Below are 23224 nucleotides of genomic sequence, written 5' to 3'. Positions count from 1 at the left end.
CACATGGACGTATTGGGTATCGATGAAATCATCTACGGCGCAGACGATCTGCCGACCTGCCGCCGGTTCTTCCTCGACTGGGGCATGGCGCTGGTAGAGGAGAGTGCCGCCGGGCTGGTCTTTGAATCGCACAACGGCTGCCGTGTCATCGTGCGCGACAGCGCCGACCCCAGCCTGCCCCCGGCCATCGAAGCCGGTCCGACCCTGCGCGAAGTGGTCTGGGGCGTCTCTTCGGCGGCGGTGCTGGACAAGTTCGCCAGTCGTATCAGTGGTCTGCCTGGCTTCGTCAACGATGGTCAGCGCGTGGGCTGCACCGATCCCAACGGACTGGCGGTGCGCTTCCAGGTCTCGGTCAAGCGTGAGGTGGAGGTGCAATGCGCCCGTATGAACACCTGGAACGAGAAGAATCGCATCAACCAGCGCAGCCCCATCTACGAGCGCGCTGCGCCCATCGAAGTGGGGCACGTGGTGTTCTTCGTCAAGGATGTGAAGGCTTGTGAAAAATTCTATTGCGAGCATTTCGGCTTCGTCCCTTCCGACCGCTATCCGGAACGCGGCGCCTTCCTGCGTTGCGCCGACGTCGGCGGCCATCACGACATCTTCCTGCTGCAACCGCCCGAAGCGCGCGCCGGACTCAATCACGTCGCTTTTACCGTGCGCGATATCCACGAGGTCTTCGGTGGCGGCATGCACATGTCGCGTCAGGGCTGGGATACGCAACTGGGGCCGGGCCGCCATCCGATTTCCTCGGCCTATTTCTGGTACTTCAAGAATCCGGCCGGTGGCCTCATCGAGTATTACGCCGACGAAGACCAGCTCGATGCGCACTGGGAGCCGCGCGACTTCGAACCCGGCCCGACCGTGTTTGCCGAATGGGCCATCGATGGCGGCATCGACGGCAACACCCGGCGCCAGAAAAACGCCCAGGGGCCGAGCGGCAAATTTCTGACCGACCGCGCGCCGGCCGGCAAGTAAGACATTTCACGAAAGGAAATCCAGATGTCCTTCAAGATCGGAATCCTCGGTGCCGGCATTGGCGGCCTCACGGCAGCCATCGCCCTGCAGCGCGCCGGACATGAGGTAGTGGTGTATGAACAGTCGCGCCAATTCCTGCGCGTGGGCGCAGACATCAACCTGACCCCCAATGCAGTGCGCGCACTGGATGGCCTGGGCATCGGCGAGGCCGTGCGCCGGACCGCCGCGCGTCCCACCCATCGCATCAGCCGCACCTGGAATACCGGCGAGGAAACCTCGCGCCTGGCCATGGGCGATACCGCCGAACAGAAATACGGTGCGCCGCAGTTGACCATCCATCGTGCCGATCTGCTGGCCGCGTTGGCCGACGTGTTCCCGCTGGAGCAGGTGCGCTTTGCCAAGCGTGCTGAAACGATCCGGGAGGAGGGCGATGGCATTGTCCTGCACTTCACCGATGGCAGCGAGGATCGTGTCGATGTCCTCATCGGCGGCGACGGCATTCACTCCGCCGTACGCACTGCCATGTTCGGCGCGGAAAGTCCGCGCTTCACCGGGGTGGTGGCTTTCCGCGCCGTGATCCCGGCAGCGAAGGTGGCCGCTGTGCCCAACCTGCAGGCCTTTACCAAATGGTGGGGACCGAATCCGGAAAGCCAGATCGTCACCTTCCCGTTGAATCGCGGCCAGGACATCTTCATCTTTGCCACCACCGCTCAGGAAAGCTGGCATCTGGAATCGTGGACCACGCCGGGCAACGTGCAGGAACTGCGCGACAGCTATGCGGGCTTCCATCCGGATGCCACAGCCCTGCTGGACGCCTGCGATGAGGTGCTCAAGACCGCCCTCTACGAACGCGATCCGCTGCCGGCCTGGGCCAAGGGCAATATGGTTCTGCTGGGCGATGCCTGCCATCCCATGATGCCCTTCATGGCACAGGGGGCTGGCATGGCCATCGAAGACGCGGTGGTGCTGGCGCGTTGCCTGGCCAGCGTCGCTGCGCTGGACGACGTGCCTGCCGCCTTGCATCGCTACGCGCAACTGCGCATGGAGCGCGCCTCGACCATCCAGATCGGATCACGTGGCAACAACTGGCTGCGTGAAGGCGGCAATGCCGACTGGGTGTATGGCTACGATGCCTGGCAGGTGCCGCTGCAGCCACAAGCTGAAGTCGTCACTGCATGAAACAAGGAGCGCCAGTGAATCCGGAAACCTCCGCCGACACCATGCTGCTGACCATCGTCCTCAAGCATGACCAGTCCATGAATCTCGAGCAGATCCAGGCGCACATGAAACAGGTGGACTGGTGGGAGCGTTTTCCCGTTGAAGGGACCCGCGTGGTGTCCTGGACCGTGGCCATGGGCCTGGGCCAGATCGTCACGCTGGCGCTGCCACCGGCGCTGCTGCCGCAAGTCAATGTCGAACTTGAGCGCTCGGCCTGGGGCGTGTTCCGTACCGAGTGCTATCCCACTTACGATTTTGTTCCCGTGCGCGAACGCATCCGCGAGCGCGTCAGAAATGGAGGCCAATGATGGTTGCAACTGTTACCGATATCTATCTCAACCCGCACCAGGCGCGCCGCCGCCCGCCGACCCAGTTCGAGGACCTGCTGGGCGACTCCATCGAGCGCGCCTACGCCGCCGGTATCCATGAATTGAGTGCGCTGGTGGCGCATCTCAATCGTACCGGCCCGAGCTGCCCCTACAACGCCGGTATCTGGACCGAAGCCAACTACCAGGAAGAGATCGCCCGCCTGGCCGCCTGAGGACCATCGTCCATCGCCAGCCTGCCAGCCCTAACAGGAGAGACCCGAAATGAGAACTGCCGCCCATGATCCCGTCGATGCCGTCCTGGCCGTCGGCCTGAAAGACCTGTGGTATCCGATCTGCCCGTCCGAGTTCGTGGCTGAAAAGCCGGTCTCGCTGCGCCGCCTGGGCAAGAAATTCGTGTTCTGGCGCGAGCCCTCGGGCAAGCTGCATGCGCTGGAAGACCACTGCCCGCATCGCGGTGCGCCGCTGTCCATGGGCATTCCCATGGGCGACCGTATCGCCTGTGGTTATCACGGCGTGCAGGTGCGCTTCGACGGCGTGGTCACCAGTGTGCCCGGCAGCCCCGGCTGCAAGCTGGAAGGTGCCAAGGCAACACGGCGCTTCCACGTGACCGAAGCGGCCGGTGCCATCTTCCTCTACAACAGCCTGGAGGATGTCGATACACCGCCGCCGCTGCGCCTGCCGGAAGAACTGACCAGCCCCGAGTATTCCAACTTCCTCTGCTACACCGAATGGAAGGGCGACTACCGCTACGTGCTGGACAATGTCATGGACCCGATGCACGGCACCTTCCTGCACAAGCAGTCGCACTCCATGGCCGAGGGCGACAATACCGCCAGCTTCGGCATCCGCGAGACTGACATCGGTTTCGTCTTCGAGAAGGAAGGCCAGCGCGACGTCAACTTTGACTGGACCGAATGGGGCGATACCGGCCTGCACTGGATGCGCCTGGCCATTCCCTATCCCAAGACCGGTGGCCCCGGCGGCAGCTTCGTCATCATCGGCAGCTACACGCCCATCGTGGACAACATCGCCGCCGTCTTCCACTGGCGCTGCCGCAAGCTCTCGGGCTGGCAGCGCGACACCTGGCGCTTCCTCTATCGCAACCGCCTGGAAGCACGCCACTGGAACGTGCTGGAGCAGGATCGTGTGGTGCTGGAACTGATGGAGCCCGATGCCAACCAGCGCGAGATGCTGTACCAGCATGACATGGGTATCGTGCGCCTGCGTCGTCATCTGCGCGGGCTGGCCAAGGCCCAGCTGGCACGCGAGGAAGAACTGGCCGCAGCCAAGGCTCCGGTCCGCGCGGCATGAACGACGCCACCCACGCGCCCGTCGTGCGCCATGTGCAGTGCGCCAGTGTGCCGGAGTTGGCATCGGCTACCTGGTCCAACTGCCTGGTGATCGGCGAGGACATCATGATGTCCGGCATGACGGCGCATCCGGCCACACGCCAGCAGACCTTGGACACCTACCGGCAGACGCTGGTGGTGCTGGGCAAGATCGCCGACCTGGTGCGCGCTGCCGGCGGTACGCCGGGCAGCATCACCAAGCTGGTGATCTACCTGACCGATATCGCGCACAAGGACGAGGTTGGACGTGCGCGCCGTGACTTCTTCGGTGAGCACGGTCCGTATCCCTGCTCCACGCTGGTGGAAGTCAGCGCCCTGGTGTTTCCGGAACTGACGGTGGAGATCGATGCGTATGCCCGTCTGGGTGTGGATCTGCGGCGCGCAGAGCGCATGACCGCGTGACCGCATGAGCTTGTTTGAACGAATCTGATTTGATGGTGGTGCATTCATGAGCAGTCCTCTTCTTTCCGTCCGTGTACAGGCCATGCGCTGGGAGGCGCAGGGTGTCGTGAGCGTGGAACTGTGCCTGCCCGACGGCGGCGAGTTGCCGGCCTTCGAGGCGGGCGCGCACATCGACCTGCATCTGGGCAATGGGCTGGTGCGCAGCTATTCGCTGTCGAACTCACCGCTCGAGCGTCATCGTTACGTGGTGGGCGTACTCAACGACCGCAGCAGTCGTGGCGGATCGCGCTACGTACATGAACAATTGCGGGTCGGTAGCACGTTGTCGATCTCGGCACCGCGCAACAATTTTCCACTGGACGCATCGGCGAGCCTGTCGGTGCTGATTGCGGGAGGCATCGGCATCACGCCGATCTCCTGCATGTATCACCACCTGCGCGCCCAGGGCAGGGAGGCAGTGCTGCACTACTGCGCCCGCTCGCGCAAGGAAGCTGCCTTCACCGCGCAGTTGCTGGGACAGCCCGGCGTGAGCAGCCATTTCGACGACGAGGCCGGTGCACCGCCGGACCTGCGTGCGGTGCTCGCGGCCTATCCGAAGCAGGCGCATTTCTATTGCTGCGGTCCGACCCCCATGCTCAATGCCTTTGAAAGCCTCTGCGAAGAACTGGGTTTGCCCAATGTGCACATCGAGCGCTTCGCCGCCGAGAAGCTGGCACCCGTGCAGAGCGGCAGCTATGTGGCCGAACTGGCGCGCAGCAAATCCAGCCTCACCATCCCGGCCGGCAAATCGCTGCTCGATGCCCTGCTCGATGCCGGCATCGCGGTCGATCATAGCTGCCGCGAAGGCGTGTGCGGTGCCTGCGAGACGCGCGTACTGGAGGGGGAACTGGATCATCGCGACGGCGTGCTCAGCAAGGCCGAACGCGCCGCCGGCAAGACCATGATGGTGTGCGTCTCCGGCTGCAAGGGACAGCGCCTGGTGCTGGATCTCTAGCCGTTTTCGCGCAAGACCATGCCCGTGCCCAGGCACCGGGCATTTTTTTGAGCCTGAAAAATTTTTGGAACGGCGATCCATAGGTGAAACAAATATCACCGGACCCGGACCACCGGCAAGCCTGCGCCGCCCGCTGACCATGCAGCGGCGGCCTTGCCGGCAGAAGTCACCTTTCCTGCGCACGGGGCACAGGGGAGCAGTGAGTGAATGCGGCCTGGCCGCGTGTTTGGACTTTATTCGTTGAAGGGGAGTTTGATGAAGAAGTTAATGATGGCCGCAGTGGCTTCCTGCCTGTCGGCAGGTGCCTTTGCGCAGAGCAGCGTGACCATCTACGGCAGCCTTGATGCTGGCGTAGCCTATATCAACAACCTCAATGGCGGCTCGGTATCGCGCCTGGACCAGGGCACCATGCAGCCGGACCGCATCGGTTTTCGCGGGACCGAGGATCTGGGTGGCAACCTGAAGGCCATCTTCCAGCTCGAAGCGGGCTTCTACACCGATACCGGTGCCACGCCCAATTCGTCCAAGCTGTTCAACCGCTACAGCACCATCGGCCTGTCCGGTGACTTTGGCGCGGTGACCCTGGGCCACATGCCCGACGTGGTATTCGACTATGTGGGCAAGCTCTCCAACGGTTTCCAGCTGACCAACTGGTACCTGTTCCATCCGGGCAATCTGGATAGCCTGGCCAACACCTACCAGTTCGACAATGCGGTGCGCTATACCTCGCCGACCCTGGGCGGATTCCAGGGAAGCCTGATGTACGGCTTTGGCGAAGTGGCGGGTGACAGCAGCAATGGTCGCAATGTCAGTGCCGGCGGCACTTACACCAATGGTCCGTTGCGCGCGGCGCTGGCCTATTCCAAGCTGAACAACCGCGCTGCCGGTTTTGCCGGGACCTTCCTCACCAGCGTGGGGCTGGGCAATGCGGCGACGGTCTTCAACAGTCTGACCACGACGGCCGCCGGCCTGGGCTACACCATCGGCAGCGTCCGCCTGAACACGTCCTACACCCAGGTCAAGCTGGCCCTGCCCAGCGGTGCCACGCCCAAGCAGAAGAACCTGGATCTGGGGGCGGCCTGGCGCTATGCGACGCTCGACACCATCAACTTCGGCTACGGACTCTCCAAGTTGGAAGGCGCGCGCTGGAACACCTTGAGCCTGTCGCACGTGCATGAGTTCTCCAAGCGTACCCAGTGGTATGTGCAGGCGGCTTACCAGCGTGCCGGCGGCGATGCGCGCTTTGCCGTCATGAACGGTACCGGTGCAGGTGGCGCCACCGGCGTCTCCGGTGGGCGCAGTCAGCTGGTGACCACCATCGGCATGCACCACTCGTTCTGAAGATCTGAGGATCTGAGGATCTGAGGTTCGCATGAGGTCCTCTTGCGAGGGCCAGCTTTACCTTCTGTGAATAGTCTTGTCTTGCGTGCGCCCATTCTGGAGCGGATGGGCGCTTCGTAGTGCCTTGGGCGGGGAAGTGCTCTTCTCCGCCTTTTTTTTGTCCAGACCGAATTCATTGCCGGGCGGCATCCTTGCAGGACCGCCGGCATTCTTGCGTTGCGGAGAAACTTCATGATTGCACAACTGAAACTGGGCGCGCGCCTGGCGCTGGGCTTCGGCCTGGTGCTGGCGCTGCTGGCGGGCATCACGGCCCTGGCCATCGCCAGTCTGTCCACCTTGCACCAGGATACGCGCCGGATCGTCGAGGACCGGTATCCGCAGGTCCTGCTGGCCAATGACGTGCTCCTGCGCATCAGCGAAAACGCCAGCGCCATGCGCAACCTGCTGCTGCTGGATGACCATCAGAAACTGACCGAGGAGATTGCGCGCATCGCCAGCGGCGAAGCGGCCATCACGGCCACGCTGGACCAGCTGCAGGCGCGCCTGTCCAGCGAGCAGGGGCGCAAGTCCTTTGCCGAGATTCTGGCCTTGCGTGGCAAGTATCAGCAGGGGCAGCAGCGCTTCCTGCAACTGGCCTCCACCGGTGCCACCATGGACGCCTCCGAATTGCTGCTGACCACCTTGCGCCAGGATCAGGAGAACACTATTGCGCGCCTGAAGGGCTATATCGCCGTCGGCACCCGGATGATGGAGCACAGCGGTGAAGAAGCCGCTGCGCAATATCACCAGAAGACCCGCATCATGCTGGGCATCGCCCTGCTGGCAGTGCTTGTCGGCGGCGGGTTTGCCTGGTGGATCACGCGTTCCATCACGCGCCCGGTACGACACGCGGTCGAGGTCGCGCAGCAGGTGGCCTGCGGCAACCTGGCCAGTCCTATCGAACCGGGCAAGAGCGACGAGATCGGCCAGTTGCTGGAGGCGCTGCGGCAGATGAACGGGAGCCTGACCGATATCGTCGGAGAGCTGCGTCATGGTGCCGAGACCATTGCCACCGCTTCGTCCGAAATTGCCGGCGGCAATCTTGACCTCTCCGCGCGCACCGAGCAGCAGGCAGGATCGCTGGAGGAGACGGCTGCGGCAATGGAAGAGATCACCTCCACCGTGCGCCAGAACGCCGACAACGCCCGGGCCGCCAATGAGCTCGCGGCAGAAGCCTCGGCAGTGGCTTCACGCAGTGGCGCGGTGGTGCAGCAGGTCGTGGCGACCATGGCCGGCATCAGCCTGGCCTCGCGCCGTATCGTGGACATCATCGGCGTGATCGATGGCATTGCCTTCCAGACCAACATCCTCGCCCTCAATGCCGCAGTGGAAGCGGCACGTGCCGGTGAGCAGGGCCGGGGATTTGCGGTGGTCGCCTCCGAGGTGCGTTCGCTGGCCCAGCGTTCAGCCGGCGCCGCCAAAGAAATCAAGGCGCTCATCGATGACTCCGTGACGCAGGTCGATACCGGCGCACGCCTGGTGGAGCAGGCGGGATCAACGATGGAAGAAGTGGTGGGCAGCGTGCGGCGCGTCTCGCACATCGTCGGCGAGATCAGCGAGGCCACGCAGGAACAGCGGACCGGCATCGAGCAGGTCAATCAGGCCATCACGCACATGGATGAAACCACCCAGCAGAATGCCGCGCTGGTGGAGCAGGTGGCCGCCGCTGCGCAATCCTTGCAGGATCAGTCGCAGCGGCTGCGCGAACTGGTGGGCGTGTTCCGGCTATCCGGGGCGCAGCCGCAGGCAGCCGCTCAGGCAGCTACTCAGGCAACCGAACTGGCAGGCGCGCTCGCTGTCTTGCCGCGATACAGTACCAGCGTGGCGATCAGCCCGCAGATGGCGGCAAAGCTCATCCAGTAACCGGGCGCGGCCTTGTCACCGGAGGTCTGGATCAGCCAGGTCGAGACCAGCGGCGTGAAGCCGCCGAAAATCGCGGTAGCCAGGCTGTAGGCCAGCGAGAAGCCGACCGTGCGCACGTGCGCCGGCATCACTTCGGTCAGCGCCACGACCGCCGCGCCGTTGTAGCTGGCGTAGAGGAAGGACAGCCACAGTTCGGTGATCAGGAGGTGCTTGAAGCTGATATCCGACACCAGCCAGGACATCACCGGATAGGCCGTCAGCAAGGTCAGCAGCGTAAAGGCCACCAGCACCGGACGGCGTCCCACCCGATCGGAGAGCGCGCCCATGACCGGCAGCCAGCAGAAGTTGGACAGACCCACGCAGAAGGTCACGACAAGACTGTCGGCGGCCGACAACTTGAGCACGTTCTTGCCGAAGGTCGGCGTGTAGACCGTGATGAGGTAGAACGACACGGTGGTCATCACCACCATCATCATGCCGGCCACCACGATCTTCCAGTTCTGCGCGATGGAGTGCATGATCTCGCCGAAGCCGGGATGACGCTTGCGCGCCAGGAATTCCTCGGTCTCCTGCAGCGAACGGCGGATGACGAAGATGGCCGGCACGATCATGCAGCCGATGAAGAAGGGGATGCGCCAGCCCCATTGGCTGATCTGCGCGGGCGACAGCCACTGGCTGACCAGATAGCCGATCAGCGCCGAAGCCATGATGGCGGCCTGCTGGCTGGCCGACTGCCAGCTCACGTAAAAGCCCTTGTTGCCGGGAGTGGCCATCTCGGCCAGGTAGACCGACACTCCTCCCAGTTCCACTCCCGCCGAGAAGCCCTGCAGCAGGCGTCCCGTCAGCACCAGGATCGGGGCGGCCACGCCGATGGTGGCATAGCCGGGCACGAAGGCGATCAGCAGGGTGCCGAGAGCCATGATGGCCAGCGTCACGATGAGCCCCTTGCGGCGACCCACGCGATCGATGTAGCTGCCCAGGATGATGGCGCCCAGGGGACGCATCAGGAAGCCCGCACCGAAGGTGCCGAAGGTCAGGATCAGCGAGACGAACTCGTTGTCCGACGGGAAGAAGGTCCTGGAGATGTAGCTGGCATAGAAGCCATACAGGAAGAAGTCGAACATCTCCAGGAAGTTGCCGCTGGTCACGCGCAGGACGGTGGACAGCTTGGAGTGCTTGGAGTGCTTGGCGTTTTTGGTTGTTATGTTCATGTCGGTGTCTCTCTTTCTCTCTCTGGCGCAGTTGTTGAGCGCGTTCCTTCACTTTTGTCAGTGCGCGGCCGGATCCAGGCCCGACGCCTTGATCGCATCGACAGCCTCGGGCGAGGCGAGGAAGTCCAGCAGTTCCCGGGCCGCCTTGGGCTCATGCGTGCCGACCACGACACCGGCGGAGAAGGGGGTGATCTGCTGGGCGCTCTCGGGGATGGGGCCGATGATGTCGATGCCCTTGACCGGCTTCAATTCGGAGATCTGCTGCAGACCGACTTCGGCCTCGCCCCGGGCGACCACTTCACCGACCGGTTCGGCCGGGATCATGCGACTCTTGTAGGCCATCTGCTGGTCGATGCCCAGACGCTTGAAGAGCCTGGTGGAGAGGAACACGCCACTGGCGCTGTCCGAATAGACCACCGAGTGCGCGGTGAGCAAGGTGCGTTTGAAGGCGTCAAGGGTGGAAATGTCCGGCCTGGGCGTGCCAGCCTTGACGGCCAGGCCGATGCGCGAGAGCGCCAGCAGCTTGTGCTCGGACCTGGAGACCTTGCCCTCTGCCACCAGCTTGTCCAGCGCGTCGCCCACCATGATCACCACATCGATGTGTTCGCCGCGCTGCAGGCGGTTGGGGATGGCCTGCGGCGTCTGTCCCATGGAGGGGCCCCAGCCGGAGATGAGCTTGTGGCCGGTCTTCTTTTCGAAGACGGGCGCCAGCGCCTTGTAGGCCGCCGCGAAACCGCCCGAGCTGACCACGTGGATATCGGCGGCGGCAGCCAGCGTGCTGACTGCGCCCAGGGCCAGCGCCAGCACGCTGCGGTGGAAAAGAGACGTGCGCAAGCTGCGCGCAGGGTGCTTCAAACGGATCATGCGGATCTCCTGTGAGTGTTTTATCTTGCTGTAATGGGGAGCGAGACCCGGCAGTTTGCGTAGTATCCTTTGAAAAGTTAATTGCAATTAATCTTTGGATTGATAAAAAATGCGCATCAATATCGAGACGGCGGAATTACAGGCCTTCCTCGCCGTGGCGCGGCAGTCGAGCTTTCGCGCGGCGGCCGAGGGTCTGTTCATCACGGCGCCGGCGCTGAGCCGTCGCATCGAGAATCTGGAGCAGGCCTTGCAGGAAAGACTGTTCGACCGCACTACGCGGCGTGTCTCGCTCACGCCTGCGGGCGAGCTGTTCCTGGTGCATGCCCAGGCCGTGATGGAAGAGCTGGAGTTGGCCGTCAAGAGCGTCGAGCAGGGTATGGCGCATCGGCGCGAACACGTGACGGTGGCCTGCGTCCCCTCGGTGGCCAACAATCTGCTGCCGCAGGTCTTGAAGCCGTATGCGCGCAGCCATGCCAAGGTGCGGGTGCGCATCATTGATGAAAGTGCGGCGGACGTACTGGAGAGCGTACGCAAGGGCGAGGCTGATTTCGGCGTGAATTTCATCGGTGCGCAGCAAGCCGAGATCGATTTCGAAGAATTGACGCGCGAGCGCTACCTGGCCGTGATGCCGGCCCATCATCCGCTGGCCGCGCAGAGTACTTTGCACTGGAAATCGTTGGCGGGGGAGAAGCTGGTGTCGGTGTCCTCCAGCAGCGGCAACCGCAGCCTGATCGACAATGCCTTCGCGCGGGTGCCGCAGCGGCCGGTGATCCAGTACGAGACCAATCACGTGGCCGGTGCCATCAGCCTGGTGGCTGCCGGTCTGGGCGTGGCGCTGCTGCCGGAGCTGGCCATTCGCAATGCGCCGTACAAGGGCATCGTGGCGCGCCCCGTCACCAGCCCGGTGTTGAGCCGCGCGATGGGGCTCATTACCTTGAAGGGGCGCGTGCTGAAACCGGCTGCGGCAACGCTGGCGCAAGCCTTGCGGGAAGCCATGGCCGGAAAGGGCCGGAAATGATTTCCGGGCTCTGCAGCTTGCCTAAATTTTGTGCGGTTTATTGGGAGGGCAGGCGGGGACGGCACTTGCGTGGGGCGAAAGGAGCTTATCCACAAGTTTATGCACATAAAACGGGGATAAGTTTCCAGCGCTGGCGCGGTTTCTGGGGAGGTTGCGCAAATTATTTGCAAAACCGTTGGCCATAAAAAAAGGCCCTCGCAAGCGAGGGCCTTTTTGTGGATGTTCTTTGCCATTCCGGCAGTGTCTGATGCCGTTTTGCGATTCCCGCAGCTCGTCGAAAAATGGCTTCCTGCGCTATGCCGAGAGGCGCTGCTGCGGCGGTCTTTTTTCGAAGAGGGGGCGATTATATAGTCATGGGCGGAAAAATGATACTGCTCGATTGAGAAAATTATTTTCACTCAGAAGGAGAGGGATTCTTGCGCACGAAGGGGTAGCCCGCTTCGTAGATGATCCAGCCTTTGCCCTGTGCGCAGGAGACTTCCCGATACATGAAGGCCTTGACGATCTGCTCCCGGCCCAAGGCACAGGTTTCTCCTTTGCGCAGGAAGAAAGCCGGTTCATCGGCCTCATCGGCAGCCTTGAATACTGTCATGTCCTGGGTTGCCTGCCATGTGCCTTCGGGCTGGCTGCAGCCGGGCAGGGACAATACAGAGAGCAGGAGCAGAAGGTTTTTCATTTCCGGGGGTAGTCGTTGAGCTTGACCGCGCGTTTTGATCGTTGAACGACGATTAGCAGTTCTTTGGGAGAGACGCCTGCATTGGAAGCCGCAACTCTTTGATGCCTGCCGGATTGGTCATAGGCCCCTTTTTCGTCTAATGCACTCGCGTCCCCACTTGGGCCGGTAAATCTTCCATCACCGATAGTTCTTGTAATACGGGAACTAAGTCCAGCCGCCCCTCTCGAAACGGCGCGCGCCATCTCATCGCAGTGCGCAAGAAATAATTAAAAAGCAACACTTCAAATAACTCAGTCGTCATGACGTGGGTCTTCGCAGGGATGACATGTTTGTCGCATCCATCGGGATATTTGCATGCCGCAACGCAATGACGTTACCAAGAGAAATTCGGCGCGTAAATCAGAATGCAGACGTCGTCATCCGGCGCCGTGTCCGTGTGCCGACGCTGTATCGGAGATAAACTTGGACGACCAACCTTTGATTGAACAGATCGCGGGCCGCGCCGCACCAGCGTCTCCTCCATGGGATGGAGTATTGCAGCAACTGCATCGCGAGATCGATCAACATGGCGACGGTAGGTGTTTCGTCTGGGTTGACCCCGCCCAAGGAGAGCCTGAACTAGGAGAGGCCGACCCTGGTCTGCGCGTTAGCGTCCCCATCGTGCATCCCAATTACGACCGCCGTTTTGCCCCCTATCTGGTGCCATTGAATCTCAGTCGCTTCAGCGACGATTGCGTTCTCACGGCCAGCATGGAGCTCGCCTGGACTGCATGGAGCATACCTTTTCTCACGGCGCGCAGAGGGCAGCCGATTAGCGGCTGGATCATCAGTGACCGCAGTGCGCGCGAGGTTGCCGCGTATTGGGGCAGGCACTGCTATTTGCATATCGCGCGAGGACGGACCCGTCTGCTGCGTTTCCATGATCCCGGTGTGCGTGCCATGCTATGGCAGGATCTCGATGCGAGGCAGCGCGCCTTGCTGCTACACCCGGTGAAAGCCGTCTTCTCGTTGAACCGGCATCAGGCGCTGGAGTCCTTCAGCGCGCCATCGACGCCAGCCAGCGACCCCAATGCGACCGCCTCCAATCGCCTTGATGAACAGTTGCGGCTCAGCGAGCAGCAATGGCAGCAGGTCAATGATTACTCCACCGTACATGCTGCCTGGAGCTATCTGGTAGGCCAAGACCTGATCAGCCGTGATACCCCAGTGACCGAAGCCTTGCGACACAGCCTGGGCGTGGCTTCGTCCTATGGCGTGACGTCAGCTGACGACCGCATGTTGTTCCTGGTCTGTGGCTTGTGCCATGGCATCGGTTTTCACGCGCATGCACGCATGGCCGACGTCTGGCGACGCACCGCCGGCGGTGAGCCATTTGTAGATGCCGTCGAAGCCGTGTCGGGTCGTTCCTTCGAGCAATTGTCCACCTACCTGATGGATTGAATTCTTGTTATGGCTTGCACCAACCCCCAAAACCCTGACTGCAAAAATTGCAACAAGGACGGCCTGGCGATTCTGCTGGCCCGTTATGCCGTGGTCCCGCTCAACATTCCGGGCGACGTCCCGGCACCACTAGGCAACAAGGTCACTGGTACCGCGCTGACGAACTACAAGTATGTATTGCGTACGCTGCGCGAAGGTTTCGTCTACCTGTTCTACGAGCGCCACCCCTCCAACATCACCGTCAAATGGGAAGCCTATGCCGTCTCCCCCGAGGGACGGCTGTGGAAGCGACCCTCGCACCTCTTTCCCCAACCGGTACCCGTGGAGCCGGTATGCACGCGCAGCGGCGACAATATTCCGACATCAGTGATCCACATCGAACATCCTGCCAAGTGCGGTCGTGTTTGGATAGCATTCTCGCAGCATGCCTGGAGTGAGGCGACCTTCAAGGCGTTCGCCAGCGACATCAAACTGCGCGATCAGCGCATGCAGACCTTTATTCCCAAGCTGTGGATCAGCGCGGGCGGTTATCGCCACGGCATGGTCGCCACCGAGGGCAACGTACAGAAGGTGCTCGAATACAACCCGGCCTATTCGCCCGACCTGCTCAATGAAAAGGCCGCCATCGGGTTATTTGGCAGCGCGAGTGGTGGATATAACCGCGCCAAGCTTCAGGCCAACACCACGATCCATCGATCCTTCAGCCGTAAGGACGAGGTCAAGCCCCTGGTGGCCAAGATGGAAGAAATCTGCACCCACGGCAAGGGAGAGAAATACAAACCCATGATCATGGGTGTGTGGGACGCGCTGGGGATTGGTATCGAACTCAACAACTTCCGCAACGAACCGGCGGGGTGGATGCATCGCTACAACACCGAGCTTGCGCTTCAGATCGATGGCATGCTGACCATCAGCAGTCTGAAGGATCTGCTGGAAAATCACGCAGGTGCCGTCGTCGATCGCAATGCGGACCTGGCCAGGCAGCGCGCGCAGCAGCATGACTTTGCCAAGGAACGGGTCGATGCACAAAAGTTGCCCGCGGAGGCCAGGGCAAAGCGCCTCAAGGCGATCGAGATGCAGGAGTATGTGCAGTCCAAAGACGTCGAAGTGGATAACGTCTACGAGAACCGCATCATGCACGCCACCATGCTGCCCGACGCCGCGCGCGACAAGGAGTATGCCCAGATCAAGGCCGATGCCGACACGGTGGTGAGTTCACGCGCCGCCTACCGGAAAGGCCGTGTTGAAAAAGCCTGGCCGCCATATGCGGAGAAACTCGACATGAAGGCCTACGAGACCTTCAAGAAGAATTTCGAAAGCCTGCAGGATGAAGCCACGGCCCTGATCGAAAAGCGCACCGCCGACATGCTCGCGTGGATGCAGTCCCGGCATTTCCTGGATGGGCTGCGGGAGTACCACGGCGATGATATCCAGGATGCCGTCGCCTTCGAATCGCATGTCAGCGAAGTCACGTTCCTGTTGAACACGACCAAGAGCGGTCGCGGCAAGATCGACGAATGGGTCAATGATCTGCAGATCGCGGAATCCAACCTGATGTACCGCCTGTTGAGCATGAATCAGGATGCGGCGCGAACCGAAGTCTCACAATTCCTGACCCAGGCCGAGACGTTCAGGGGCGATCAGACGGCAGCCACGGTATGGAACTGGTATGCGTATATCCAGAAGTCGATGAAGGCCATCGCGGATTTATACAAGAAAGCGGCAGGCCTCTATAACGCCAACGAAAAGGCAAAGGCCGGCACCAACGTCGCCTTCAATGTGAAGCTTGAACCCTACCGGCAGTTCGGCATCGACAAGACGGCCTCCACCTTCGGTGATTTCATCTTCAAGAAATTCAGACTCGACGGCAAAATGGCCGACATGGCCTGCGAGAAGATCATTCAGATCTGGTTTGGTTTGCGTGCCGGTGTGGAAGTGGCTGCGGCGGGTGCGCTGGCCGATGCGCAGGCGCGTTATGCCATGAGCGGTCGGCTTGACATGCTGGAGCGCGTGCGAGCATCCAAGAACCCGCTTGCGCCGGAGGTCCCTGAGAAGGAAACGGTGTCGTCCAGGACGCTCAAGCGTGATTGGGCCGCATTCCGCGATTCAGAGAAGAGCGCCAGTGCCATGCGGGATGCGCGCATGGCGTTGGTGGTGTTGCTGATCGAGAGCGGGAATTTTGCGAAGATGATGCATGACTGCATTGAGAAAGGGGATAGCAAGAGTCGGGCTGGATTGGCGGCATCTGCGATGACGATCGCTAGCGGCGTCATTGATATCTGGGGTGTGGCGGTCAAGGAAATGCAGACGGCGAATGCGACTTCTTATCAAGTCATGAAGTTGGGTGGGGCGGGTTTAAGTGTTGCTGCGGGGATTATCGGGATTGTGTTCGATGCTCAGGATATGGGAAAAGCATATGGTAGAGGTCAATATGGAATTCATGGGCTGTATTTTATAAAGATAGTCTTTGGCACTGTAAATCTCGTTGCAACCAGTCTATCGGCCTTTACATATGCTGCGCCAGTTATTCTGAGAATGACGGGGCGAATTGCTGCGGCTCAGGCATTGGATTTGATTGGTACCCGCGCGGCAGCATTCATTGCTTGTCGGATTCTTTTTATGTCGGCTGGAATGTGGATTGGAGTGTTCGTCTTTATTGTTCAGGTGATGATCTGGACGCTAAGTGATGACGACTTGGAAACTTGGTGCACGCTTTGCGTTTTTGGCACCAAAAAAGGTGCTGACGACGCTTATAAGGATGCGTTGAAGCAGCGTGCAGAATTAGGTAATGCCTTGATCGCGGTAGGAGTTGGGTAATGGATAAGTATCTGGAAACGCCAGGCCAGCAAGGTGGCTTGATAAAAGTTAGCGGCGAGATCAAGAATTATGCCAGCAAGAGGGAGGCGGCCAGTTTTGTCTTGACCAAGAAAGATAAGACCGGAATGGGCATGGTGTCTGTTGCGCTGGCAGCCGCTGGTATGGGGGGGCAAGCAATAGCAACCGCTTCAAACGCCGCCAATTTACAAGAGGAAGCGGATTATGTGGAATTTGAATTGGAAGGGAAATCTGTGAAGGGCTGGTTGTGGCGTAGCCCCTTCAAAGAAGGAGATACCGTCGATGCAGCGGTTGTATGGCAAGGTGAATATTTCGAATTGGTCGCACTCGCAAAACCATCTGAACGGATCATTGCATTGTATCCGCATTGTGTGCGGGGGCGCCGTGCGTTTTATGCGCTGGTTTTCCGCTGGTGGTTTATTTTTTCTGGAATATTTCCTCCTGCGGTCACCTACTTCGGTTTTCTAGCTTTTGGTTTTAACCGCGTTATTTTTGAGTTTTCGTTTTGGATTGCGTGGGGGGGGATTGCATTTGGTTGGACCTTTATTATTTTCATGCTGATGCTGCAATGGACGCCATTCGGTAAAGCGGCGCAACGTGTATTTTCAGTACTGGGATTAAGAGATCCATCAGGCATCGATCTTAAAAAGACCACCAAGGCACAGCGCAAGCCGGGCGATCCGCCAGAAATGGGGGCATTCTTCTTCCGATATTGAGTAAATTCAAGAAGGGCGTGTTCGGATTTCCATCCAGCTCGCCGAATCCACCTGGTTTTGAGAAAACAGTTCAAAGGGCTTTTTTATCTTGAATGCCATCTTCTGGAGGCGAAGATTGATGTCCATTTTCCTCGAACTGAACATGTCCACGTTGCCGAACTGGCTGACCACCTTCGCCGAAATACGCAACTGTAATGACCCACTGAAAACCTGCTCTGCAGTTCCCTCGGCTAATGCGAACCTGAAAACCTGACCGCATATCTGCTTAACTCGATGCGCTGAATCGATGGCGCCTCTTGCTTCCATTTTGCGGACGGCAGTCAGCACGTCACGGGGACCAATGGTCGAAATGGCTTGCTTTCCGATGGCCGGGAACTCATTGCTTTCCAGCCAGTTCGTAATCTTTTCTTGTGTAGTGGTAGCCCGATTTGCTGCCGTCTTTGAAAGCCATTAACGGGCAACAATCTCAAAGGTGTTTCCCGCTGCGAAAATTTGTGCTTGTTTCATGTCTCGCTTACTTTGAGCAGGATCAATGCCATCTGCGAGCATTTCGCGGGCTTCCTCGCGGCGCTTTCTAGCCTTGGCAAGAGATATCTCTGGATAGACGTCTAACGCCAAGGTCTTGCGTTTATTTAAATACCGATAGTCCATGCGCCAGTATTTCCCCGTCGCCTTCACGAGAAGATACATGCCGCCGCCATCGGCGTATTTGTCGCCATTGGGTTTGATGGGCTTTACCTGCTTCACAAAGGTATCGGTCAGAGACATAGCGTGTTTGACGGTATCTGGAATTGGGTAGGGAGGAGATGCCGTCAAAAATGACGGCATTAATCGTGGATGTAATGCTACGTCCTTGGACGGACGCGGACAAGAAAAGCCCGCTGTGTCAGCAGACACGCGGGCTTTAGAACATCTTTGGACTTCGTTGGATAACTTGTTGGTGCGGGAGCCGGAATCGAAGATGCAGCACTGGCGCTGCTTTCCGGGCGCATGACTATTTTTTACTGCGATAGTTACTGCAATTCGGGAACGGTGTGCCGGTTTTGGTATGGATTCGATACCGCTTTTGCCTGGAAAGATTCGGACTTATCTGCGCACTTTTCCGGCCCTTTGCTGGCCCGCCATGCTGGTGCTGCTGGTTTTTTGGGCTGACAGGGTGCGCACTTATGTTCGGACTTATCGCCGCTCGGCTTGCCCGCGTTTCAAACGCTACCATTTCCCCGAAGCCGCGTTTCAAACGCTACCCCTTTCCCCGAGACACCCCAAATGGGAGTCTCGACCTAAAGCCGGATGGGTATTCTTCGCAAGTAGGCCAGCCCCTCGAATTGAGGGCGCAGCTAATGAGGCTTGTTTGCCGCAACGCTGCGAAAGTCCCGTTTCCGTGGATACCTATGCGGATACCGTGGGCATGGACTCCAGATTGCAGGCTGTTTCCGTGGAAACCTGACTGGCAACCTGTCCGAGAGCAAGATAATGAGGTGTCATTTCTTTGGAGGACACCCGTCAATGGTGGGTCAAGGTATTGAGCCGCTGCATCGCCCACTCTATTTGCCTGAAACCTTCACCTGAAACCTTGATGCTTCTTGCGTTTCGGACAATCCGGGTCTTGGTCGGCAGTGACCCGGATGCCCATTTTGGACTTCCGGCCAAAGCTCAATTTCAAATTTTACAAAGCAGCCCACTTCCGCCAGTCGCCTACCGGGCCGCCCCGCCGATTGATTTACTTTGATTGTTTTTCAACTACCGGTAGCGCTCGGGGAACTCGCGCATTGCGCGGGTTGCGGGCTCCCCGATACTTGGGCGGATTTCAAATCCGATCAAGCCTCACCATCCTTGCTTCTGCCGCTCCAGGGCTTCGCACTGACGTCGAAACCACGCCAAGCAGTCCGGGATTGACGCCAGGGACTGCCGCTTGCTGGCCTCCCTGATCCGCTCCGCTGACTCTGGGCTGACTCTTGCGGCCAAGCAATAAACAGCGATTAGACGATCAAGCTCCCGGATATCCGCCAGCCATTCGGCCATCGGTCGCGGTCTGATACTGATAGCCGCCATCGCTTCCGCTTGCTCCAATGTCATGCCGTCTACTTCCATAAATTCCCGGATCAAGTCTTCGCTTTCCCGTGACGAATGAGAAGTGCCGTTTTTTGCTGGGGACATTGGGGACACCGCTACTGGCGCGGCTTTCCGCTGTCCCCAGTGGTTTTTCGCAGTGGGGACATTGGGGACAAATACGCGACTTTCTATGATTTTGTCCCCAGTGTCCCCAGTCACGTTTTCATGGTGGAGACGGCGCAAACCCGCGCCGGTATTGGTTGTCCCCAATGTCCCCAGTGTCCCCACTGTTTTTGGGCTATTCTGCGTTAGCTTTGAGAAGTCGAGGCGCATCATTCAGCCTCCCACATCTTCGACGTGAACACATAGCATCGGGTTGTGCTGCCAAGAACGGGGATTCTTGGTTTCTGGGTCGGCCTGCCATCCTTGCCGGGTTGCAACCATCCGGCGGCCAGAAGTGCAGATATTGCCGCCTTGGGATCAAAGCCTTGGCAAAGTTCCCGCTTAAATGCTTCCTGCAAAACCAGAAACTCCCGCTCTCCATTCTCACCGATGCGATAGAACCCGGCCCGGTTGATGATTCGGAGCTCATTGGTGGCGTGGATATCCTCAAACCTGCTCGCGGCGTGGGCCTCAAAGAAGGCACGTGCATGGGACAAGATGTTGCGTTCTTCTCTGTTCCCAGTTCCCCCAAAGGCTTGCAACCAAGCATCGAAGCATTTGCGCGCTGCCTTCTCTGCATCGCCTTGCTGCCATCCGGTGATGCCGTAGTGCGTTGCCAGCTCACCAGCAGCCGCCACCAGTGCGAAGCGCTGCGCCACCCGCTGCACTTGGCTGGCTGCATCAGTAGGCACTACCTCAGTGACAAATTGCCTCATGCCATCCGCTATGGTCGCGGCCAAGGCTTCCCGGTCTTTCACAATGGCGCGCAACCATACAACGCCTGCTGTCCCATAGCTGGCGGCTGCTGCCTCCTTCACGGCCAAGGCCAGATCAGCTGGGGTGCTCAGGTCATGCAAGAACTCAAAGGAGCCCATGCCCGCGCCTGCGTCGGCCTCGATATCAGCAAGGCGGATTTCTTGCCCCGCGTTGGCCTTCTTGCCCGCCCGCGCCATCAGGGCCGTTAATGATTCCTCGCCAGCAGAAAGGAATAGGACGCGCCACCGCGAAGACTGGCGCGCAGTGCCTGTGCGTGATGCTCTGGCCTTGCCTTGCCCGTTCGCCAGCAGGTAGGCCGACTCGCCCGCCTCCTTGGGGTCGATCTGGCTCAGTTCGTCCAGAATCAGCAGGCCGTCATTGTGCAGGGCTGCCAGTCCTTCCAGGCCGTTTGCCGTGGCCCGCCAAAGCCTGGGGTATGTGCTGGGGCTGCCCCATACAGATGCCGCTGCCTTCAGTGCCGTGGTCTTGCCTGACGATGATCCGCCGCGCAGATGGAACCCACCTGAGTCCTCATTGACGATATCCGCCAGCGGCCCAGCAAAGGCCACCGACAAGGCAAACACCAGCCGCGAATTTCCACCGGCCAGCCTGCCCACGGTATCGCGCCAGCCGTCCAGGGTGCCAGCAGTCGAGAAGGCAGGTTCAATGGCGTGAGAGTTCTGGAAGACTACTACCTCCCCATCTTGGCCGATGGACTCCGTTGGCGTCACATACACATGCCCATGCCACCCAAGGCGCTCCACACTCCGCGCACGTTCCTTCACCGGCCAGACTTGAATATAGGTCGCCAGATGATCGCGGGTGCCGCGCCTGGTAGTGATGGCGAGTCCATTACTCGCAAGCTCCCGGCGCATGTCGATACCATCGCCTTGCAGGGCCTCCATTGGGATAGCCTGTTGATGGCGTACTCCGTCCGCATCGTGCCAAGCCAGCAGGCGGCCCCAAGCGCCGCTTTTACTGTCACGGGTCATGGCGATGACTTCCAGCGGGGCACAAATCCATTGCGGTGCCGTGCTGTTTCCCTGGCTGTCTGTACCAACATAGAAGACGCCGCGCTGCATGGAAAGCTCAAAATGTCCATCCCCATAGCGGCACGTCTGGGTTGGCATTTTCGTGCGTACCTCACTGCGCACCGCCTCGGCCTGCTCTGATTGCACCGCTTGTAAATCCTGCGCCTGCACAAGCTGGGCTGCCTCAATAGCCTGGCGCAACAGCTCCGCGCCGCCGTCTAATTGGCGCAGGTCATTAAAGTCCGTGGGCTTTCCTTCATCACTGGGGAAAATGGGAACCGCCAGATAGCCGCCCACCGCTCGCGCCGCTGCCGTGGCCTTCTCAATTCCAATATTGCCGCCTGCGTTGAAACGATCATTGTCTGCGCACAAGATAATTTTGATATCAGGCAGCTTGCCGCGCAGAGCCCGCGCTACGTCTTCCAAATTCCCGGCATTGAAGGCCACCGCCACGGGCAAACCCGTAGCAGCGTGGAGACTTGCGCCAGTCGCAAACCCTTCGCAGACCAACAAAGCGTCAGAGGGCTTGCCGCCGAAGCTGTAATAGCAGCCTTTGATTCTTCCGTGGGTCTTGAATCGCTTGCCTCCGTCTGCGTCAATGAATTGGGCGCTGGTGATCTGGCCGGTAGCGTCACGGATCGGGACAATGAGGGTGCGTCGATCCCGGAACTCTTTCAAGCCGTAGGGCTTGACGCCCTTGCGCTGGCAATAGGGGTTGTCGTCCGTGGCGTCACGCGCAGCAGCCCAAATCCTCGCGCAATCTGTAGCCGCTGCGGCTTCCATCTCCAAGCGCTCAAACTCTGCTAACTGCCTTGCCTTCTCGATCCTGGCGCGATACTCCGCCCGATCAGCATCCGTCATCGTTCTGTCTGGCTTGCCGCACCACTTTTCGGAGAGCCCGGTTTTCCAGTCGCCAAAAGCCCCGGCCGGGACACTATCGCCGTGAAGAACGTACCAGGCGGATTTCTTGCCGGGTTTGTCTTCCGGGCCGTCAAAACGGCGGCGTTGTCCATCAGCCACAATTTCAGGCGGTTGCAGGCCATACGCCGCCAAGGCTTCAGCGAATTGAGATTCGACTTGAGATATCGATGCAATCATCCGCAAGCCCCCCTCATCTGTTCTGCCTTGAGGCGCGCACTAAAGCGCGCCTCACTGCCGCCCTTGTGCGAGTTACCCGTTTCTTCTGCCAAGTGACTGATGCAGCTAACCGCATCTTCAGAGATAGCGGCAATCGCCTCGAAGGCTTGCGCGAGTTTTTCCGGGTGCAGATATGCTTCCGGCGTTTCCATCGCCATGAGGGCGAGATTTGCAATTCCGGCGATACGGTAGAAAGCAGACTGCGAGAGCGCATCCATATCGTAAATGGCAGCGCGCAGGCTCTTGAGTTCTTCAGCGTGGGATTGTGTAGCTGGGCTGGTGGCGGCCATCACTTGCCCTCCAAGATATACACTCCGATACGGTGATGCTCGCCGCTCTCGGTCTGCTCAATCCGCATCACTGTCTTGACGGGCTTACCCTCGCCGCGCAACTCGTAGATACGTGGACGGGGGTCGTAAACATCCAGAAAGCGCATCGCTTCAAAGGTAGTGATATGGCCGGTGCGCTGCATGGCCTTCATCATTCGGGAGCGCTGGTCCTCCCTGCTATTGCCAGGTGTGGTGCGGAGAATTTCCGCCAGTTGATCTATGCGCGAGGACATTATTTGCCCTCCTTGCTGGCACGATAGTTCAGCGGATCAGCAAAGAACCTGTGCAGTTCGCGGTTTTGGTAGGCCGTGCATCGTTCGGAGAACTTCACCGGCTGGGGCGCTTTACCGGCAATGACCAGTTGCCGGAATTTCTCGCGGCTGAAAGGGCAGAAGGGTTCGAGGTCTCGCCATCTGCTCATGCCGTCCGCTGGGAGTGCCTTGCTGGGGGATGCTGCGTTTTCCATGTTTGCCTTTCCTTGCACAGT

The 23224-nt window shown here is 59.9% G+C and carries 22 protein-coding genes; 13 read left to right on the top strand and 9 right to left on the bottom strand.

What is annotated here, in order from left to right; all coding sequences use genetic code 11:
• Positions 1-3: 3 nt before the first annotated feature.
• The 9 genes from HNO82_RS05990 (at position 4) to HNO82_RS05950 (ending at position 8510) form a co-directional block, all read left to right on the top strand.
• Positions 4-975 (top strand): VOC family protein, encoded by a 972-nt coding sequence (locus HNO82_RS05990; RefSeq protein ID WP_008327066.1) that lies wholly within the window; start codon positions 4-6, stop codon positions 973-975.
• Between the two features lie 24 nt (positions 976-999).
• Positions 1000-2154 (top strand): FAD-dependent monooxygenase, encoded by a 1155-nt coding sequence (locus tag HNO82_RS05985; protein WP_175343069.1) that lies wholly within the window; start codon positions 1000-1002, stop codon positions 2152-2154.
• A 41-nt stretch (positions 2155-2195) separates the two neighbouring features.
• On the top strand, positions 2196-2501 hold the full coding sequence (locus HNO82_RS05980) for a hypothetical protein (protein WP_034350516.1): 306 nt from the start codon (positions 2196-2198) through the stop codon (positions 2499-2501).
• Positions 2501-2734, top strand: coding sequence for a recombinase-like helix-turn-helix domain-containing protein (locus HNO82_RS05975; RefSeq protein WP_034350517.1), 234 nt, complete (start codon positions 2501-2503; stop codon positions 2732-2734). Before HNO82_RS05980 ends, HNO82_RS05975 begins: the two co-directional genes overlap by 1 nt.
• 49 nt (positions 2735-2783) lie before the next feature.
• On the top strand, positions 2784-3833 hold the full coding sequence (locus HNO82_RS05970; protein WP_008327074.1) for a Rieske 2Fe-2S domain-containing protein: 1050 nt from the start codon (positions 2784-2786) through the stop codon (positions 3831-3833).
• Positions 3830-4273, top strand: a complete 444-nt coding sequence (locus HNO82_RS05965; protein ID WP_008327075.1) for a RidA family protein — start codon at positions 3830-3832, stop codon at positions 4271-4273. Before HNO82_RS05970 ends, HNO82_RS05965 begins: the two co-directional genes overlap by 4 nt.
• 46 nt (positions 4274-4319) lie before the next feature.
• Positions 4320-5267 (top strand): PDR/VanB family oxidoreductase, encoded by a 948-nt coding sequence (locus HNO82_RS05960; RefSeq protein WP_175343068.1) that lies wholly within the window; start codon positions 4320-4322, stop codon positions 5265-5267.
• Positions 5268-5522: 255 nt separating this feature from the next.
• Positions 5523-6608 (top strand): porin, encoded by a 1086-nt coding sequence (locus tag HNO82_RS05955; protein WP_034350054.1) that lies wholly within the window; start codon positions 5523-5525, stop codon positions 6606-6608.
• A 231-nt stretch (positions 6609-6839) separates the two neighbouring features.
• Positions 6840-8510, top strand: coding sequence for a methyl-accepting chemotaxis protein (locus HNO82_RS05950; protein WP_175343067.1), 1671 nt, complete (start codon positions 6840-6842; stop codon positions 8508-8510).
• On the opposite strand, the gene HNO82_RS05945 is transcribed toward HNO82_RS05950, so the two are convergent.
• Together HNO82_RS05945 and HNO82_RS05940 are read right to left on the bottom strand one after the other, a co-directional pair.
• The gene (locus HNO82_RS05945; protein WP_175343066.1) at positions 8414-9721 is read right to left on the bottom strand and encodes an MFS transporter; all 1308 of its coding nucleotides are present in this window, start codon (positions 9719-9721) and stop codon (positions 8414-8416) included. The genes HNO82_RS05950 and HNO82_RS05945 overlap by 97 nt on opposite strands.
• 57 nt (positions 9722-9778) lie before the next feature.
• Positions 9779-10585, bottom strand: a complete 807-nt coding sequence (locus tag HNO82_RS05940) for a substrate-binding domain-containing protein (RefSeq protein WP_175343065.1) — start codon at positions 10583-10585, stop codon at positions 9779-9781.
• Between the two features lie 109 nt (positions 10586-10694).
• Here HNO82_RS05940 and HNO82_RS05935 point away from each other — a divergent pair, with 109 nt between their 5' ends.
• Entirely contained in the window at positions 10695-11603 is a 909-nt protein-coding gene (locus HNO82_RS05935; RefSeq protein WP_008327080.1) for a LysR family transcriptional regulator, read from the top strand.
• A gap of 394 nt (positions 11604-11997) precedes the next feature.
• On the opposite strand, the gene HNO82_RS05930 is transcribed toward HNO82_RS05935, so the two are convergent.
• Positions 11998-12195 (bottom strand): hypothetical protein, encoded by a 198-nt coding sequence (locus HNO82_RS05930; RefSeq protein WP_175343064.1) that lies wholly within the window; start codon positions 12193-12195, stop codon positions 11998-12000.
• Positions 12196-12741: 546 nt separating this feature from the next.
• On the opposite strand from HNO82_RS05930, the gene HNO82_RS05925 reads away from it, so the two are divergent.
• The 3 genes from HNO82_RS05925 to HNO82_RS05915 are packed head-to-tail and all read left to right on the top strand — an operon-like array spanning position 12742 to position 17270.
• Positions 12742-13719: a DUF4123 domain-containing protein gene (locus HNO82_RS05925; RefSeq protein WP_175343063.1), complete on the top strand. Its 978-nt coding sequence runs from the start codon at positions 12742-12744 to the stop codon at positions 13717-13719.
• Positions 13720-13728: 9 nt separating this feature from the next.
• On the top strand, positions 13729-16536 hold the full coding sequence (locus HNO82_RS05920; protein ID WP_175343062.1) for a T6SS effector BTH_I2691 family protein: 2808 nt from the start codon (positions 13729-13731) through the stop codon (positions 16534-16536).
• Positions 16536-17270 (top strand): putative type VI secretion system effector, encoded by a 735-nt coding sequence (locus HNO82_RS05915; RefSeq protein WP_175343061.1) that lies wholly within the window; start codon positions 16536-16538, stop codon positions 17268-17270. Before HNO82_RS05920 ends, HNO82_RS05915 begins: the two co-directional genes overlap by 1 nt.
• A gap of 6 nt (positions 17271-17276) precedes the next feature.
• On the opposite strand, the gene HNO82_RS22210 is transcribed toward HNO82_RS05915, so the two are convergent.
• The 6 genes from HNO82_RS22210 to HNO82_RS05890 all read right to left on the bottom strand — a co-directional run bounded on the left by HNO82_RS22210 (position 17277) and on the right by HNO82_RS05890 (position 23203).
• Complete coding sequence (locus tag HNO82_RS22210) at positions 17277-17660, bottom strand: phage integrase central domain-containing protein (RefSeq protein ID WP_502709267.1); 384 nt, start codon at positions 17658-17660, stop codon at positions 17277-17279.
• 60 nt (positions 17661-17720) lie between these two features.
• Entirely contained in the window at positions 17721-18038 is a 318-nt protein-coding gene (locus tag HNO82_RS22205; RefSeq protein WP_249776948.1) for an Arm DNA-binding domain-containing protein, read from the bottom strand.
• A 1616-nt stretch (positions 18039-19654) separates the two neighbouring features.
• Complete coding sequence (locus HNO82_RS05905; RefSeq protein WP_175343060.1) at positions 19655-22369, bottom strand: DUF927 domain-containing protein; 2715 nt, start codon at positions 22367-22369, stop codon at positions 19655-19657.
• Positions 22366-22698 (bottom strand): hypothetical protein, encoded by a 333-nt coding sequence (locus HNO82_RS05900; RefSeq protein WP_175343059.1) that lies wholly within the window; start codon positions 22696-22698, stop codon positions 22366-22368. Before HNO82_RS05900 ends, HNO82_RS05905 begins: the two co-directional genes overlap by 4 nt.
• On the bottom strand, positions 22698-22970 hold the full coding sequence (locus HNO82_RS05895; protein ID WP_175343058.1) for a helix-turn-helix domain-containing protein: 273 nt from the start codon (positions 22968-22970) through the stop codon (positions 22698-22700). Before HNO82_RS05895 ends, HNO82_RS05900 begins: the two co-directional genes overlap by 1 nt.
• Entirely contained in the window at positions 22970-23203 is a 234-nt protein-coding gene (locus HNO82_RS05890; RefSeq protein ID WP_175343057.1) for a helix-turn-helix transcriptional regulator, read from the bottom strand. The genes HNO82_RS05895 and HNO82_RS05890 overlap by 1 nt, the downstream gene beginning before the upstream one ends.
• Positions 23204-23224: the final 21 nt, after the last annotated feature.

The sequence above is a fragment of the Herbaspirillum sp. C9C3 genome, assembly GCF_013359625.1.
Lineage (GTDB): Bacteria > Pseudomonadota > Gammaproteobacteria > Burkholderiales > Burkholderiaceae_D > Herbaspirillum.
This window is presented reverse-complemented; position numbering and strand designations above follow the sequence as displayed.